Origin of the sequence: Halorhabdus salina, assembly GCF_013839425.1 — an archaeon.
Lineage (GTDB): Archaea > Halobacteriota > Halobacteria > Halobacteriales > Haloarculaceae > Halorhabdus > Halorhabdus salina.
In genome coordinates this window covers 106,734-122,214 of sequence record NZ_JACDNP010000003.1, presented here as the reverse complement: position 1 = coordinate 122,214, position 15,481 = coordinate 106,734, and the positions used below count along the sequence as shown (strand labels likewise).

The following is a 15,481-nucleotide window of genomic DNA, read 5'->3' as shown; positions in this document are numbered from 1 at the left end:
TCTGTGACGAGTCTCGAAAGGTGGGTTTTTCAGTACGCGTCCCAACTTGATTGGTATGCAGGGTAATCTACCACCTGAAGCACAAGAGAAGCTCGAAGAACTGCAGGACCTCCAGGAGACGGCCCAGGAAGTCGCCCAGCAGAAAGGGCAGGCCGAGACCCAGCTGACCGAGGCCCAGAACGCCTTCGACACACTCGAAGACATCGACCCCGAGACGGGGATGTACCGCGAGGTCGGCGAACTCCTCGTCGAGACCGACTACGAGACGGCAAACGAAGACCTCTCGGAGAAAGTCGACACGCTCGAGGTCCGTGTCGAAACCCTCGATAAGCAGGAAGAACGCGTCCAAGAGCAGTTCGAAGAACTGCAAAGCGAGCTCCAAGAGATGCTCGGCGGTGCCGGCGGCGGTCCGATGGGCGGCGGTCCCGATGTCGGTCCCGGTGCCGGCGGGGCATGACCACCGGTAACGACGACCCGGACGACGAAACGGTAGTCGAGACAGCCGTGGAAGCAGCCGAAGCCGTCGTCTTCTCGCGGTTTGACCGCTCGAATATCACGGACATCGACATAACCGTCAGCTTCGAAGACGGCCGACTCGAAGTCGACGTGTATCTCGATGCACCCGATGGGCAGGCGGATCCCGAAACTGTCGTCGACGACGCCGCGCTGGCGGCGCGTGCTGCGGTCGACGACCTCTTCTCGTCGTAAGTCAGCCGCGGTCCTCGAGGGAACCACCCTCGGCACGATCGCTGATAAATCCAGTCCGAAAGCCGATCCAGGCCAGCACTGAAATGAAGAGGATCGGCGGAAGGATCATGAATCCCCAGAGTGGATCGAGTCCCCAGCCGAGCAACAGGAGGAGATCAGCGAGACCCAGCGCCAGGAACGGCGTCACCGCTTTCAGGGCCTGTCGGCGGTCGAACTCTCGATCCGTCGGTCGCTCGTTCACACACTGTCTACGGGATGGGCGAGCAAAAGGACGACGGCCCCGGAACCCGAGCGGCGGGGGAGTACTTTTCAGGGGTCACATCCAACTTCACGGCATGGAACACGAAGCGACGATCGAGGGGGTTGGCGTTGGCGTCGGTGAGGACGGGGCCGGGGCACCAGTGGTACTATTGCGAGCCCACGAGCAACTGGTCCCCATCTTCGTGAGCGGCGATCAGGCCCAGTCGATGCAACTTGCTATCGAAAATGAGCCATTCGAGCGCCCGCTGACCCACGATCTCCTCATCGAGATGATCTCCGAGTTCGGCGCGGCGATCGATCGCGTCCGTATCGACGATCTTTCCGACGGCACCTTCTACGCGAAGATCGACGCCGAACAGTACGTCGAGGGGGCTCGCAAGAGCGCGGTCTTCGACGCCCGCCCCAGCGATGGGATCGCCATCTCCCTCCGTGAAGACTGTCCAATCATCGTGAGCGACGAGGTGATCGAACAGGCCGGACGACCACCGGAGGCGTTCGAGCCCGACGACGAGTCAGACCTGGACATCGATGAACCCGCGGGTTTCGACCCACGCGACCTCGAACCTGACGAGTCTGACGGGCCGGACGAGTTCGACTTCTGAGACGGCGTCGATAGCAAGCAGTGCGTTTTTGGAGTGATTGTCGATGTGCCCTGTCACCCGGCCCAGATCTCGGGACGGAGTGGCCTGCCTGACGAGTACGCGGTCCCGTCGAGGACGCAGATACTGATTTGTGTCTCGGTCTCGTAACCGGATACAAACGAATGTCCACACAATCGAACGACTACCGAGTCGACTCCGAGACGATGGCTGATCTGGAAGCGATCGTCGAGGACAGCGACCTCGCTGGGGCCCTGGACATCTTCGAGGCGCTCGCCGACGAGCGACGCGTCCTCGTGATGGGGCTGCTCGACGAATCGGAACTGTGCGTCTGTGACCTGGTCGAGATCTTCGATATCGAGTACTCGAAACTCTCCTATCACCTCAAGGTGCTCAAAGACGCGGGACTCGTCTCGGCCGATCGTGACGGCAATTACGTGACCTACCGGCCGACCGCCTGCGGCGAGGATGTCATCGACGTCATCGAGCAATTCGAGTGACGAGCGAGCGCCGAGCGGAACCGTCGCTCACTCTCGGTTTGCTTCCCACTCGCTTCGAGAGATGCTATAGCAGACAGAATCACGCGGTTCGCCATCGATCACGATGTCGTTGCGAACGGTCCCTTCCTTCCGTCCGCCAAAGCGATCGACGTACTTCTCGATCGCATGGCGGGAGTTGTCATTGTCAGGATCGTGGGTGACCCTGACGATCTCCAGGTCGAGTCGATCGAACGCAAGTTCGAGAAACCGGCCGGCCCGTTCCCCGGAGTAGCCCTGCCCCCAGAACGGCTTTCGGAACCACGTGCCGAGCGTCCCCCGCTTGCGATCCCAGTCCGCCCCCAAACTCGCGAGGCCAGCCAGTTCACCCGCCCGGTCCCCGTCCTTCGGTCGGACCACGTACGTCCCAGTGTCGCCGTTCTCGAACTCCGTGCCACAAGTCTCGACCCACTCGAAGGCCTGCTTCGGGTTCGAATAGGGCTCCCAGGTGACGTATTCGGTGATTTTGTCGATCGCCGGGGCACCCTCCCGAACGTGCTCGTAGAGTTCGAACGGGTCGACATCGTCGGGGTGGAGTCGCTCATACCGGAGGCGTTCGCTCTCCATGTCGGTCGGGAATAGCGACATTGCCTGGCCATCACGACGGGCCGTAATATGCGTTTCCCTGTGGCAGCTCCCGGTCAGAACGCAACGAACAGATCTCACCAATCAGCGGTGGCTTGCCGATCATCACTGGGCCACCCTGGCTGACCTACGCGTCTGTCCCGAACAGCTCGTCAAACAACTCGCGGACATTCGCCTCGACCTGCTCGCGGATCGCACGGACGCCCTCGGGGTCCTGGCCGTCAGGGTCCGTCAGCGCCCAGTCCCGGACCTCGACGTCGGCATCGAGTTCGAGCGTCGAACACCCCATCGTCGCCACGAGATCACACTCGTTGAGTTGCGCGGTCGAAATCTCGCGTGGCTCTCGATCCGAGAGGTCGATTCCGATCTCCGTCATCGTCTCGATCACCCCGTCGTGAACCGCCTCGGCCGGATCGGTCCCGCCGGTGACGATCTCCACCTCGTCTTCGAGGCCGCGACGATCGCGTTCCCGTTCGGCGAAGGCCGTCGACATCTGACTGCGGCCCGCGTTCTGGACGCAGACGAACGACAGCCTGGTTACGTCATCTGTCATCGAGTAGCGACAGGACTTCCTCCAAGGAGTAGGTTGCTATGTTCGGTACATAGCTCTCAGTATCCTGGCCTGGGAACGCACTCTCACTGATACGAAACGGTTGGTGCTTCAAACGGCTCCTCGAGTACCGTTGAGAGCGTCTCGGCCGCACCGACGAGTGGCGATTGGGCGGGTTCCGAGAGCGGGTCGTCGCTGCTCCAGGCGTACCGGACCGTCCAGTCAGGATCGACCACGAAGACCGCCCGCTCGGGAACGCCGGCGTGGCCGCGGAAATCCTCGGAGACGATCCCGTAGGCGTCAGCGATCGAGACGTGTAGGTCCGACAGGAGCGGGATTTCGATGTTACGAGTCTGGGCGTATTCCTCGTGGGCGAAGAGACTGTCCGAGGAGATGCCCCAGACCACCAGGTCGTCCCTGTCCAGCCACTCGCCAGCCGCGACCAGATCCGGCGTGATCGTCGGCACAAAGTCGACCGGATACCACAGCAACAGTGCCGCCGAACCGTCCCGAAGGGGATCCATCAGGTTGTAGTACTCGGGGTCACCGTCGACGATCCCAGGCAGCGAGAAGTCCGGAGCCATCGCGCCGTCCTCGATCATGGCCGATGTTCGGCCCGGGGAGTCCTGACCCTGTCGGCGGACTTGACGGATGGATCGACCGCGACCGGAACGCACTCACGCCTCGACGCTGAACACGTATCCATGTACGAGGCGGTCGTCTTCGACAACGACGGCGTACTCCTAGAGTTGACGGAGATGGCCCTCCATCGGCGCGCCGCACGCGACACCTTCGAACGGGTGGGCGTCGCCGATCCAGCCGAGGAGCACGTCGAGGCCATCAAGATCGGGGTGACGGTACCGAAGCTACACGCCGTCTGTGCGCACTACGATCTCGATCCCGACCACTTCTGGCACGAGCGCGACAGCCTGATGGCCCGCCGGCAACAGGACGCCATCCGCCGCGGGGAGAAAGGCGTCTATGACGACATCGCTGTGTTGAATGAACTGGACCGGCCGATGGGCGTCGTCAGTTCCAACCAGCAGGCGACCGTCGAGTTCGGCCTGGAAACCTTCGACCTCGCCGGACACTTCGAAACGATCTACGGCCGGGAACCGACCGTCGAGAGCCTGCGACGCAAGAAACCTGCCCCCTATTATGTGGAGCAAGCGCTTGCGGACCTCGACATCACAGACGCGCTGTACGTCGGCGACAGCGAGACCGATGTCGAGGCGGCCCACGCCGCCGGCATCGACGCGGCGTTCGTCCGTCGGCCCCACCGCGCGGGCAAGGACCTCTCGGTCACACCCGAGTACGAAATCGACGGGCTCACAGACCTACCGGCGATTCTCGACGGCGAGCGGCCCGCGAGTGACTGAAGACAGCGGCCAGCAGTGTTCAAGACCCGCCTGAGACGAGGTGCAGACCGACGATGCCGACGACAATCGTCCCGATAAAGAAGATCCGCGCGAGCGTGGCCGGCTCGTCGAAAAGAACAATTCCAAGCGAGGCTGTCCCGACGGCCCCGATCCCGGTCCAGACGGCGTAGGCAGTTCCGACGGGGAGTTCTTTGACGGCCTGGGCCAGCAGGAGCATACTGATTGCGAGGGCAACGGCCGTTCCCAGCGTCGGCAACGGCTTCGAGAGCCCGTCGGAATATTCGAGCCCGATCGCCCACGCAATCTCGAACAGTCCAGCCACGAACAGAATCCACCAGGACATCACGCTCGGGCTACTCCGCTCGTGCATCTAAACGCAGTGATCTGTATCGAAACCTTTCAGTCAGTCGTCCCCGTCTCACGGAGACAAGCGCTAAAGAATACCACAGTAGTATTCTGGGCGTACCGATAGCGAAAGCAGAGACGACGGTGAACACAGAGTGTGAGGCAGGTCTGCTGGCGACGAACAGTCGGCCAGGATCTTGCTGAGGAACAACGAACAACCGGACAGGTACCGTTCATGCAGGAACTTCGCGTCACAGTTGCGTTTGCTGCCGCCAGCGTCTCGCTCCTGTTGGCTATCTACGCGTTTGTCATCCGTCGGCATCGAGGACCGAGCAAGACGGTCGCGGCGTTTGGCGTACTGATGGTCGGGACGGCAGGGTGGGCGCTAGCCGCGGGATTAGGCGACGTCGCGCCGACGGGCGATGGGATGGAACTATGGCTCCATCTCGAACAGATCGCTATCGTACTCGTTCCCGGCGCATGGTTCGTGCTCGCAGTGTCGTATACAGGCCGCGAAAATTGGCTTACCCGCGAGACGATGACGTTGCTTGCCGTCGAGCCAGTCGTGACACTGCTGGCGACCGCGAGCAATCCCTGGTCTGGCCTCATGTGGGCCGAGACGGCCGTGGCGACGAGCCGAGACGGAGTGGTGTCGCTCGAATACACCTTCGGCGCGTATCACTACGTCCATCTACTGTACTCCTATGCGCTGGTACTGGGAAGCGTGGGGCTGTTGTTGTGGATGGTGCTGGACTCCGATCGGCTCTATCGCCGCCAGTCAGTTGCACTGACGATCGGCGCACTCGCCCCGCTCGCGACGAACGTCCTCGGCGGCAGCGGGCAGCCGTGGGACGTACTGTTCACCATGCCGACGGGATTTGCCATCGGGGGACTGGCACTTGGGTATGCCATTTTCCGCGTTCAGTTGTTGGACGTCGTTCCGGTCGGGCGGGCGACCGTCATCGAAAATATGCGCGATGGATTCGTCGTGGTCGACGAACACGATCGAATCGTCGATCTGAATGCAACTGCACGAACACTGACTGGTGACGATGCGATCGGCACGCAAGCGACGACGGCGCTTCCGGAGATGTCACAGCTGTTTGCATCCACCGACCAGAAGAGTTGCACCCACGACGATATCGTCGTCGAGACCGACGACGGACAGCGTTTCTATACGGCCCGCCTCACCCCCCTCCGGAACGACAGCTACCTGGGACGGGTTTTGACGATTCGTGACGTCACAGACAATCGACGCATCGAGAAACGCTATCAGGCACTCATCGAGAACGCATCGGACATCATCACGGTTGTCGATAACGAGGGCACACTCGAATACGTCAGCCCGTCGATCGACCGTGTCCTCGGGTACGATCCGGAGACGCTCCTCGGACAGTCACTACGCACGTACGTTCACTCGGACGACCGCGACCGAGTCGGAAACGCTCTGGATACCATTGGCGTCGATACCGATACTGTTCGATTCGAGTATCGAGTCGAAGACGCGGATGGTGCCGTTCGGGTCGTCGAATCTGTCGGACAGGATCTCACCGAGAACCCATTCGTCCAGGGGGTCGTCGTTCACACTCGTGACGTGACCGATCGGCACCAGCGAGAACAGGAACTCGAACGCGCCAACGATCACCTCGAGGCGTTCGCGAGTGCGGTCAGTCACGACCTCCGAAACCCGCTCAACGTCGCGGCGGGGAACCTCGAACTCGCACGGACCGAGGGAGACGAAGAATACTTCGCGCGCGTCGAGAACGCCCACGATCGGATGGAGACGCTCATTCGGGATCTACTCACGCTCGCGAAGCACGGCCAGACAGTCGCCGAGACGGATTCACTTGACCTCGGGACGGTCGCAACCGACGCCTGGGAGACCGTCGAGACGGCCCGATCGACACTCGACGTTCGGGAAACAGCCACCATCGACGCCGATCAAAACCGACTCACGCAGTTGTTCGAGAACCTCTATCGGAACGCGATCGACCACGCCGGTGCGGACGTCACTGTCCGCGTTGGGACAGTTTCGGACGGGTTCTTCGTCGAAGACAACGGTCCGGGCATCCCGGAGGAGAAGCGCGACGAGATATTTCAGAGTGGCTATACGAGCAGTGACAACGGTACCGGGTTCGGCCTCGCTATCGTCCGAAATGTCGTCGACGCTCACGGCTGGTCGATCCGGGCCGTCGAAAGCGAGTCCGACGGTGCCAGATTCGAAGTCCGGAGTGTCGAACCCGACCGCATCACCGGACCAGCACCCGAGTCGAGGGACGACGATTGATTCCCTGACTTGTCGGAGCGCAGACCTGATTGGAGAGTGTTCAACTGTGTGGAACGATCGCATGGCTCGCTCCGATCGATATGGAATCCGCAACGTGCTACTATCCGAGCTTCCGTCGCGGCCCTGTGGGAATGTCTTCTGCCATTGCTACCGTTGGAGGCGCCATCGGAGCGATCGCATATTCCATGCTCTGTGCAGTGTTGACTTTCTCCTCCGCCTGAAGGCGGAGGAATCTCGAGCGTTGAGATACTAATTGGACGAAACCTATCGCGAGATATATCAAGCATACGCGGCGCGAAGCGCCGCGTTTCGCCGAGCGCCGGAGGCGCTCGGGTGTTTTTGCTCCACCGGAAGACCCACTTCGTTCGTCTTCCGAGCCTCGTGCTCGAAAATCGGAGATTTTCGGCATGACGAGAGAGCTTCGCTCTCTCGAACCACTTCGCGTCGCTCAGCGAGACAGCTTTTTGCGAGGAGGGTTCGCGCCGCGAACCCTCCAAAGTAAAAAGGTCGTGGTCGGTTAGTCGTCAGCCACGAGGGGTTCGGTCTCCGTCTCGACCAGCCGGTCGATGGCGTCGACCATGGCCTCGACGGAGGCTCGAGTGATGTCGGCGTCACTTCGGGCGACCGTCACGGAGCGATCGCCCCGTGACATCTCGACCTCGACAGTGACGAGAGCGTCCGTCCGGCCAGTGATGGCATCGACATGGTAGGAATCGAGGTTCCAGTCGACGGTACGGCCGAGAGCGTCCTCGACGGCGTTCATCGCCGCGTCGACGGGGCCGTCACCGACCGCGGCCTCAGTACGCTCGACGCCGTCGATAACGACCTTGACGCTTGCGGTCGGCGTCCCGCTCCCGGCGACAGTCGTCAGATCCTCGACCCTGACACGGCGCTCGCGGTCGCGATCTTGGACGTCCTCGGCGATGGCGAGCAGGTCGGCGTCGGTGACGCGTTTGTCACGCTCGCCGAGTTCCTTGACGCGCTCGAAGACGGCATCGAGTTCCGCATCGACGACTTCGATGCCGTGCTCAGCGAGTGCGGCCTCGACACCGGCCCGGCCGGCGTGTTTGCCCAGCGCAAGGCGTCGCTCCCGCCCCACTTTCTCGGGCGGGTAGGGCTCGTACATCGACTCGTCCTTGAGCGTGCCGTCGGTATGGATGCCCGACTCGTGGGTGAAGGCGTTCTCGCCGACGACGGCCTTGTTGGGGGCCAGTGGAATCCCCGTCTTGTTGGCGATGAGTTGGGCGAGATCGTACACGCGCGTGAGGTCCATCGTCTCGACGCCGTAGCCATGATCCAAGGCGATGGCGACCTCCTCTAAGGCGACGTTGCCGGCCCGTTCGCCGATTCCGTTGATCGTCCCGTGGACGAGGTCGGCACCCGCGGCCAGCGAGACCAGGGCGTTGGTGACCGCCAGCCCGAGGTCATCGTGGGTGTGTGTGCTCGTCGGCCCAAGATCGGCGAGCCGGGAGACGGCGTCCAGCGTGCGGTCGGGAGTCGCGTGGCCGACGGTGTCGGCGTAGCAAACGCGATCAGCACCAGCGTCGAGGGCTGCAGCCATGAGTTCCTCGAGGAAGTCAAGGTCGGCACGGGAGCCGTCCTCGCCGATCACTTCGACCCAGAGGTCGTGATCGACAGCGTACTCGACCAACTCGGCGGTGTCGGCGATCACGTCCTCGCGAGAGGTCGAGAGTTTGCCCTCGATGTGGCGGTCGCTGGCCGGGACGACGAGATGGACGCCGTCGACATCGGTGTCTAAGGCCAGATCGATGTCCCCGCGGACGTTCCGGGCGAAGCTGGTGATCGTCGCTTCCAGATCCATCGACGTTACGCGGCGGATCGTCTCGCGTTCGCCGGGTCCTGTCACGGCGCTGCCGGCCTCGATTACGTCGATCCCGGCGGCGTCGAGTTGGCGGGCGATGCGTGCTTTTTCATCAGGAGACAGCGATACCCCTGGAGCCTGTTCACCGTCACGGAGCGTCGTATCGAGCAGCCCCACGGAAGAGAGCGAGTCGAGTGACTCGGTCGCGGGGTGCTCGCCGAACAATCCTGGCAAAATTCGGTCCTCACTACTGGGGGAGAATTTCGCGCCCAGCCGCCGTGGGGCGACTTCCTCTATCCTCGGTCGTCGGGTATTCCGACATTGTACCTGACGAAATGTGCTCGACATTCATGAAGATGCTGGTCCCGGCACGAGTAGAGTGAACAGCAGAGCCGTGTCGAAAAACGATCAGGCTGTATCGCCCTCGACGACAACGCGATCGCCCGCCTCTACCCCATCGGCTCCGCCGGGAGGGAGCTCGATCACGCAATCGGCCGTTGCCAGCCCGAAGCCGATCCAGGATCGGAGCGTCGAAACCTGCTGGACCTCCTCATCGCTGATCCACACGACGTCGATCGGCGTGCGGACGAACAACATGTCGATATCTCGGCGGCCGACGGCATCGAAGGGAAACACGAGAGCGAAGCTCTCCGAGATCGAGGAGCGCCCCCGGAGTCCGCGAAACTTCGCCCAGACGCCATCGGCGACGTGGACGTCCGTCGCGAGCGTTCGACGCTCGGTCCCGTCGGTCGGGTCGTGGACGACGCGCATACTGGAACGTCCCTGCGCCTGGAAATAATGGTTTGGAAGCGACCAAAGAGAGGCAAAGAGCGAAAATTTTAGTGAGAGGGATGTGAGCGTGGCATATCAATGCCGTACTGCCAGGAATGCGGGGCCGAAGTCGACCAGCACCAAGAGGCCTGTCACGCGTGTGGGGCCGTCCTTCGCTCCGGACCCGGCGGACAGGACCAACAATCGTCGGACCAGCCACAACAGGGACAGCCATCACAGGAGCAGCCGCCCCAGGGCCAGCCACAGCAGGGACAACCTCAGGGCCAACCCCCACAAGGACAACCACAGCAGGGCCAACCCCCACAAGGACAACCACGGCAGGGCCAACCGCCACGAGACCAGCCACCGCAAGGCCAACCCGCACAACAGCCACCCCAACAACAGGGACAACCCCAACAGGGGCAGCCATCGCAAGGTCAGCCACGACAAGGCCAACCACCGCAGGGACAACCACCACAAGGGCAACCGGCCCAGGGCCAGCCACCGCAAGGCCAACCCGCACAACAGCCACCACAACAGCAGGGACAGCGCGCCCAGCAGCCACCCCAGGGACAGGGACGCGCACCCCCACAACAACCCCGAACCGGGCCAGGCCCGAGACAGAGTGGTGGCGTCCGGCGACGGAATCTGCTCAAGTACGGGGGCGGCCTCGTTGCCTTGCTCGGTGGCGGGTGGCTGGCGTACGATCAGTTCCTCGGCGCAGGTGGACCGGTCGGGACCACCAAGTCGTTCATCAACGCCTTGGACGCCGGCAACGCCGAGAAAGCGAACGAACTCATCCACCGGAACGCCCCGATCAGTGGCATTCCGGAGTACGCAATCCAGCGATTCGAAACACTCGACATCAGCATCGATGAAGCTCAACTGGAAAGCGAAACGGAAACGAGCGCCACCGTCGCGGTGACGCTCACGGTGGCAGAGCAGATGACCGATCAAACCCAATCGACGACACAGACCGTTGAGCTTCGGACTGAAGACGGCGAGTGGAAGATCTACAATACAGGCCTCATCTGAAACTGTCTCGTCGAGACCGTCACACGCGGACGTTTTTATCGGGCCAATCCGTATCGCGTACTGGATGGAAAAGACCGACGCGGGGACGACCGTTGGCGTCGACGACCCCTACGCGTACGTCGACCGCTGTGACCACTGTACTGACGACGGTCGCTGTCGGTTTGCGGTCGAAAATGGCCACCAGGACCCATCGTTTGCCGACGAGTTGAGCGCCCAGGAATACCAGTGTCCAGTCGTCGGCGACCCGCTCGAAGACGGCCTGGCCGGTCCCTGGAGCTGGCAGGACTGCCCGCACATGCGATCGCGCGACCACGCACGGGAATGTGCGCGCTGTGGTCTCGAATCCCGCCGGTCGGCCCACGATGACGAGCGCCCACTGCTCGAAGAACACCACCTCTCCTATGCCGACGCGAGCACAACGTCCGGAGATTCGACGGAAAACCGCGACAGACAAACTCCAGCGACAGCTGACAGCCAGCGACCGAATCACGAGATTACGATCTATCTCTGCCGGTGGTGTCACGCGAAGGTCCACAACTCCTGGGCGAGTATCGACGATCCCGCGAATCCGGATCCCGACGCGATCGCGGCCCGCGAGCGACGGCGGAGTCACGAGCAAGCCCAACTGGATTTCGAGACGGCAGCCGACCGACGAGAAACCGAGTGAGCACCACCGGGAGTCACGCCGTCCCCACCCCATTTTCAATAGAGATAATCGGACGCGTAGTCATAAGTGAACGTGAAATAAATGACATCGTTGCGAACGAATGGTAGTGACGAAACAGGTGCTCGGCATCAATTACGTGATGGCGACCGGAATCGTGCTGAGCGCGCTGTTCGTCCCAACGCTGGATGGAGCTATATCGAGTCCGCCCATCATGATCGTGGGCGGAATGGGGCTCCTGGCAGCGCTCGTCCTCGCGACTGCTGGGTACTGGCTCGACCTGTGTCACATGCATGGTGAGCAAACCTGGCGGGTCGCCACACACGCGGGGCTTGGAATCGGCGTGCTGACGTTATCAAACCTCGTCGTCCTGCAGGCGGATGGGTTCGTTCCATTCGAGTCTCCCGAGTCGGCGATCCTGGCAAGTTCCATCGCCATCGGCGGTGCCAGCGGAGCCGCCCTCGGAATCGTCCGTGAGTACGACCGTTCGACGACGACGCTCACCCAGAGTACGGAAGTCCTCTCGCGAGCGTTGCGACACAATCTCCGCAACGATATGACAGTCATTCTGGGACACCTCGACCAGCTCGACGGCAACGAATCGGCTTCTCCGTCTGAGTCGGTGCAAGCGATCCGCCGGAAGATCGACGACGTGATGGCACTTTCCGAGAAGGCCCAGGAGATAGAACTCGCGGTAACGGGGAAAGACCGACATCGGCACCCGGTCGACGCAACGGCGTTCGTCTCGCGCCGCGTAGCCGCGGTCGAACACACGTATGAGGACGTGACTATCGAGACGAACGTGCCGGATCGGGCCTGGGTAGAGGGCGACTGGATGCTCGAAACGGCTATCGAGAACGTGTTCGAAACAGCCATCGTCAACGGCCAATCAGGTGCCGATCTGTTCGTCACGATCGAACACGTCGATCCCGGCTGGACGGCGATCAAAATCGTCGATCCGGACAATCACCTCCCGGCCACAGATTTCGATACGCTCAAAAACGGAACCGAGACGCCCTTACAGCACAGCCAGGGGCTGGGCCTATGGCTCGTCAATTGGATCGTCCAAAGCTACAACGGTCGTCTCGATCTGGACCGTGACGACGACGGATCGAACGTGACGCTCTGTCTCAGGCGAGCAGTGCCGACCCGGAGAGACCGATAGGGGCCACGGGCTTCGAAATGGATACCCGCCACAGCAGCGCCGTCCCGACCGTCTCTTGGTAGCCCCCTCAGAGAGGTTTCCGGGGATATTTATCCGGAACGGCGCTATCGCTCTCCATGACTCGCATCGACGTCATCGACAATCACGGCCAGTTTACGCATCTTGAACAGCGTGCCCTGCGCGAGCTGGGCATCGAAGTCGATCTCGTGGACAATACGACGCCACCCGAAGCGATCGAAGCCGACGGCCTCGTGCTCTCGGGTGGCCCGTCGATGGATCGCATCGGCAACTGTCCGGCCTATCTGGATCTGGACGTGCCGATCTTCGGGATCTGTCTCGGCATGCAGATTATGGCGAGTGAACTCGACGGCCGCGTTGGCTCGGGTGAGTACGGTGGCTACGCCGACGTCACGGTCGAGATCCGTGACGACTCGGATCCACTCGTCGGGTCACTCGCGCCGGAAACCCGTGTGTGGGCCAGCCACGCTGACGAGGTCAGGGATGTGCCCTCGGGCTTTGAGCGAACGGCGACCTCTGAGGTCTGTGACGTCGAGGCGATGAGCGACGAGGGTCGCGATCTGTACGGCGTCCAGTGGCACCCCGAAGTTGCACACACCGAACGCGGACAAGAAGTCTTCGAGAATTTCCGGGCTCTGTGTGAGTGACACAGACACTGTTTGCGGACACGGGTAGATACTTTTAACCGGATCGGGCATCCCACTCGTAGCAATGACGGCAACGCAGGGTGATCTCGCCCAGCTCTCCCGCTATATCTTTCGTGCGCCGCGGTGGTACTCCAGCATCAGCTTTGCGCTGATACTTGCTGCCATTGCCGGACTCGCAGCCTTCGACTCGCGATACCTCCTCGAAAACGCCTGGGAAGGGGTGTTCTACATCGGGCTCCCGACGCTGGCTGCCGGCGTCTCGACGCCGTACATCGATCGAGCGTTCGGTGGCCAACTGACGCCCAATCGGGCGTCGCTGCTCGCGCTCGGCTGTGAATTGCTTGTGATTGCCATTTTGACGGCCGCGAGCATCGCGACTGTCCTGACTCCGCTAGGGCAGATTTTCGTCTTCGACGCGCTGCTGTTCGCGCTGGCAGCTGTCTTCGCCGTTAGACTGTTGATCGTCATGGCAGTCTCACGTCACCGACTCCTGGTGGCTACGATTCCCGCCAGCATCCAGACCGTCGCTACCGCCGTCCTGTTGTTCGTCTACAGCGGGACGATGCGCTATCTCGAAGTCGGTGGCCCACTCGCCAGGTCATTTCTCTCACGGCCGGAACAAGCGCCCCCGGAGCTACTGGTCGTCCTCCCGAGTGACTTCGTCCTGCTTGGCTTGCTCTGTGCCTTCTATGGGTTCGCAGTGTGGCTGTTTCTCGTAGTGATCGATCAGCCTTGGCAGCGGAGCCTGGGTGTCAGCGCGCTGGACTTCTTGCAGGGGTTTATCGGCCACATCGCGGAAGGATCTCAGGAACTCGAATCCTTCTTCGAGGAAATCGGGGAAGACGCGCTCGTCCCGGTGACGGTCCTGGCCTTTCGTCGACCAGACGGGACCGAGAAAGCACGGTTCGTCCTCCCGATGATCCATCCCGGCCCGATGGGCGACATCGGGGGCGGGAACCTCCCGGAACGGATCGCAAACCAGGCCGACGGACTAGGCTTTCCGCCACACGCCACCGCCGGCCACGACTTCAACCTCGTGACCGAGCGGGAAGTCGACTCGATCCTGGAAGCAGCGACGACGGCCCACGACCGAATCGAATACGACGATACGGCGACCAAAGGTCAGCGTCTCCATGAAGGGGAAGCCACGCTGACCGGGCACGCGTTCGGTACTGACGCCTTTACAACGGTCACGTTCTCGCCCTCGTTCGCCGACGACATCGAGTACGCAGTTGGCCTCTCTGCCCGGGCGGAAGCGCGAGCTGGCTACCTCGAAGACGTGATGCTCGCCGATGCCCACAACTGCAACAACGGCCTCGAAGGCCCGAACCTGGGCCACGTCGTCCCCGGTGGCGAGCGCTCCTTCGAATTGATCCACGGCGCCGAACGGCTGGGCGAACGGCTCGCAGCCGCCGATCAGGGATCGCTTCGGCTTGGCACAGCCTGGGACGAAACTCCCTGGGAGCCGCAGGATGGGATCGGTCCGCTCGGCGTCCGCGTTGCAGCCATCGACGTCGACGGACAGACGACGGCCTACGTTCTCATTGACGGGAACAACATGGAGCCCGGACTGCGCGAGGAGATCGTCGAAGCCATCGACTCGGTGGACCTCGTGGAAGTGATGACATCGGACACTCACATCGTCAACACTGTCGAAGCCGAAAACCAGGTCGGCGACGCGATCGACAAGGTGGAGTTACTCGAATTGATCGACACCCTCGTCGCCGAGGCCATCGATGATCTCGAACCGGTCGAGGCCGGGATGGAAAGCGAACAGGCCGAGGTGACGGTCTTTGGCAACGACCGGACCGAAACACTGGCCAGTACCGCAAACGCGGTCGTCTCGCTGGGCGGCGCAATGGCGGGGGCGTTTATCCTCGCAGTCATGGCACTCAGCTTTATCCTGTTCCTGCTGGCGTGAATTCCTGAGTCGCTCGTCAACTGTGGACGTGTGAGTTCGCGTCCTACGAGCTTACCTATGATATGTCAGATAGTTCTCGCGGCGTGTGCAAGAGACAGGGCGCGTATCTTGCACGCTGACCTACTCGAATAGCGGGCGAGGTAAATCGACCGGCACAGGGAACCGACACAGCAACCTCTCCTCTACTA

General features: G+C 62.0%; 18 protein-coding genes. 11 read left to right on the top strand and 7 right to left on the bottom strand.

Annotation, left to right across the window (positions count from 1 at the left end):
• Window positions 1-55: 55 nt before the first annotated feature.
• Both HZR20_RS05215 and HZR20_RS05210 read left to right on the top strand, forming a co-directional pair.
• Window positions 56-457, top strand: coding sequence for a prefoldin subunit beta (locus HZR20_RS05215; protein WP_181685533.1), 402 nt, complete (start codon window positions 56-58; stop codon window positions 455-457).
• Window positions 454-708, top strand: coding sequence for a DUF3194 domain-containing protein (locus HZR20_RS05210; RefSeq protein ID WP_181685532.1), 255 nt, complete (start codon window positions 454-456; stop codon window positions 706-708). Before HZR20_RS05215 ends, HZR20_RS05210 begins: the two co-directional genes overlap by 4 nt.
• 1 nt (window position 709) lies before the next feature.
• Here HZR20_RS05210 and HZR20_RS05205 read toward each other — a convergent pair whose 3' ends face one another.
• Window positions 710-949, bottom strand: a complete 240-nt coding sequence (locus tag HZR20_RS05205; protein ID WP_181685531.1) for a hypothetical protein — start codon at window positions 947-949, stop codon at window positions 710-712.
• A 94-nt stretch (window positions 950-1,043) separates the two neighbouring features.
• Between HZR20_RS05205 and HZR20_RS05200 the strand changes: the two genes are divergently transcribed.
• Window positions 1,044-1,571, top strand: a complete 528-nt coding sequence (locus HZR20_RS05200) for a bifunctional nuclease family protein (protein ID WP_258560362.1) — start codon at window positions 1,044-1,046, stop codon at window positions 1,569-1,571.
• 161 nt (window positions 1,572-1,732) lie between these two features.
• Complete coding sequence (locus tag HZR20_RS05195) at window positions 1,733-2,068, top strand: ArsR/SmtB family transcription factor (RefSeq protein WP_181685530.1); 336 nt, start codon at window positions 1,733-1,735, stop codon at window positions 2,066-2,068.
• 27 nt (window positions 2,069-2,095) lie between these two features.
• On the opposite strand, the gene HZR20_RS05190 is transcribed toward HZR20_RS05195, so the two are convergent.
• The 3 genes from HZR20_RS05190 to HZR20_RS05180 form a co-directional block, all read right to left on the bottom strand.
• Complete coding sequence (locus HZR20_RS05190) at window positions 2,096-2,692, bottom strand: GNAT family N-acetyltransferase (RefSeq protein WP_181685529.1); 597 nt, start codon at window positions 2,690-2,692, stop codon at window positions 2,096-2,098.
• Window positions 2,693-2,816: 124 nt separating this feature from the next.
• On the bottom strand, window positions 2,817-3,242 hold the full coding sequence (locus tag HZR20_RS05185) for an arsenate-mycothiol transferase ArsC (protein WP_181685528.1): 426 nt from the start codon (window positions 3,240-3,242) through the stop codon (window positions 2,817-2,819).
• Between the two features lie 83 nt (window positions 3,243-3,325).
• Window positions 3,326-3,841, bottom strand: a complete 516-nt coding sequence (locus HZR20_RS05180) for a redoxin domain-containing protein (protein ID WP_181685527.1) — start codon at window positions 3,839-3,841, stop codon at window positions 3,326-3,328.
• A gap of 102 nt (window positions 3,842-3,943) precedes the next feature.
• On the opposite strand from HZR20_RS05180, the gene HZR20_RS05175 reads away from it, so the two are divergent.
• Window positions 3,944-4,618, top strand: a complete 675-nt coding sequence (locus tag HZR20_RS05175) for an HAD family hydrolase (protein WP_181685526.1) — start codon at window positions 3,944-3,946, stop codon at window positions 4,616-4,618.
• 19 nt (window positions 4,619-4,637) lie between these two features.
• Here HZR20_RS05175 and sugE read toward each other — a convergent pair whose 3' ends face one another.
• Complete coding sequence (sugE, locus tag HZR20_RS05170) at window positions 4,638-4,961, bottom strand: quaternary ammonium compound efflux SMR transporter SugE (RefSeq protein ID WP_181685525.1); 324 nt, start codon at window positions 4,959-4,961, stop codon at window positions 4,638-4,640.
• A gap of 159 nt (window positions 4,962-5,120) precedes the next feature.
• Between sugE and HZR20_RS05165 the strand changes: the two genes are divergently transcribed.
• The gene (locus HZR20_RS05165) at window positions 5,121-7,250 is read left to right on the top strand and encodes a histidine kinase N-terminal 7TM domain-containing protein (RefSeq protein ID WP_181685524.1); all 2,130 of its coding nucleotides are present in this window, start codon (window positions 5,121-5,123) and stop codon (window positions 7,248-7,250) included.
• A 517-nt stretch (window positions 7,251-7,767) separates the two neighbouring features.
• Here the strand turns inward: HZR20_RS05165 and HZR20_RS05160 are convergent.
• Entirely contained in the window at window positions 7,768-9,306 is a 1,539-nt protein-coding gene (locus HZR20_RS05160) for a (R)-citramalate synthase (RefSeq protein ID WP_258560361.1), read from the bottom strand.
• A gap of 174 nt (window positions 9,307-9,480) precedes the next feature.
• On the bottom strand, window positions 9,481-9,843 hold the full coding sequence (locus HZR20_RS05155; protein ID WP_181685523.1) for a DUF192 domain-containing protein: 363 nt from the start codon (window positions 9,841-9,843) through the stop codon (window positions 9,481-9,483).
• 99 nt (window positions 9,844-9,942) lie between these two features.
• Here HZR20_RS05155 and HZR20_RS05150 point away from each other — a divergent pair, with 99 nt between their 5' ends.
• From HZR20_RS05150 to HZR20_RS05130, 5 genes are all read left to right on the top strand, one after another.
• Window positions 9,943-10,878, top strand: coding sequence for a zinc ribbon domain-containing protein (locus HZR20_RS05150; RefSeq protein ID WP_181685522.1), 936 nt, complete (start codon window positions 9,943-9,945; stop codon window positions 10,876-10,878).
• A 64-nt stretch (window positions 10,879-10,942) separates the two neighbouring features.
• A complete protein-coding gene (locus tag HZR20_RS05145; RefSeq protein WP_181685521.1) occupies window positions 10,943-11,545 on the top strand; it encodes a DUF7097 family protein in 603 nt (200 codons plus the stop codon).
• A gap of 100 nt (window positions 11,546-11,645) precedes the next feature.
• Window positions 11,646-12,707 (top strand): sensor histidine kinase, encoded by a 1,062-nt coding sequence (locus tag HZR20_RS05140; protein ID WP_181685520.1) that lies wholly within the window; start codon window positions 11,646-11,648, stop codon window positions 12,705-12,707.
• Between the two features lie 116 nt (window positions 12,708-12,823).
• Window positions 12,824-13,372, top strand: coding sequence for a GMP synthase subunit A (locus HZR20_RS05135; RefSeq protein WP_181685519.1), 549 nt, complete (start codon window positions 12,824-12,826; stop codon window positions 13,370-13,372).
• A gap of 64 nt (window positions 13,373-13,436) precedes the next feature.
• Window positions 13,437-15,293, top strand: a complete 1,857-nt coding sequence (locus HZR20_RS05130; protein ID WP_181685518.1) for a DUF2070 family protein — start codon at window positions 13,437-13,439, stop codon at window positions 15,291-15,293.
• Window positions 15,294-15,481: the final 188 nt, after the last annotated feature.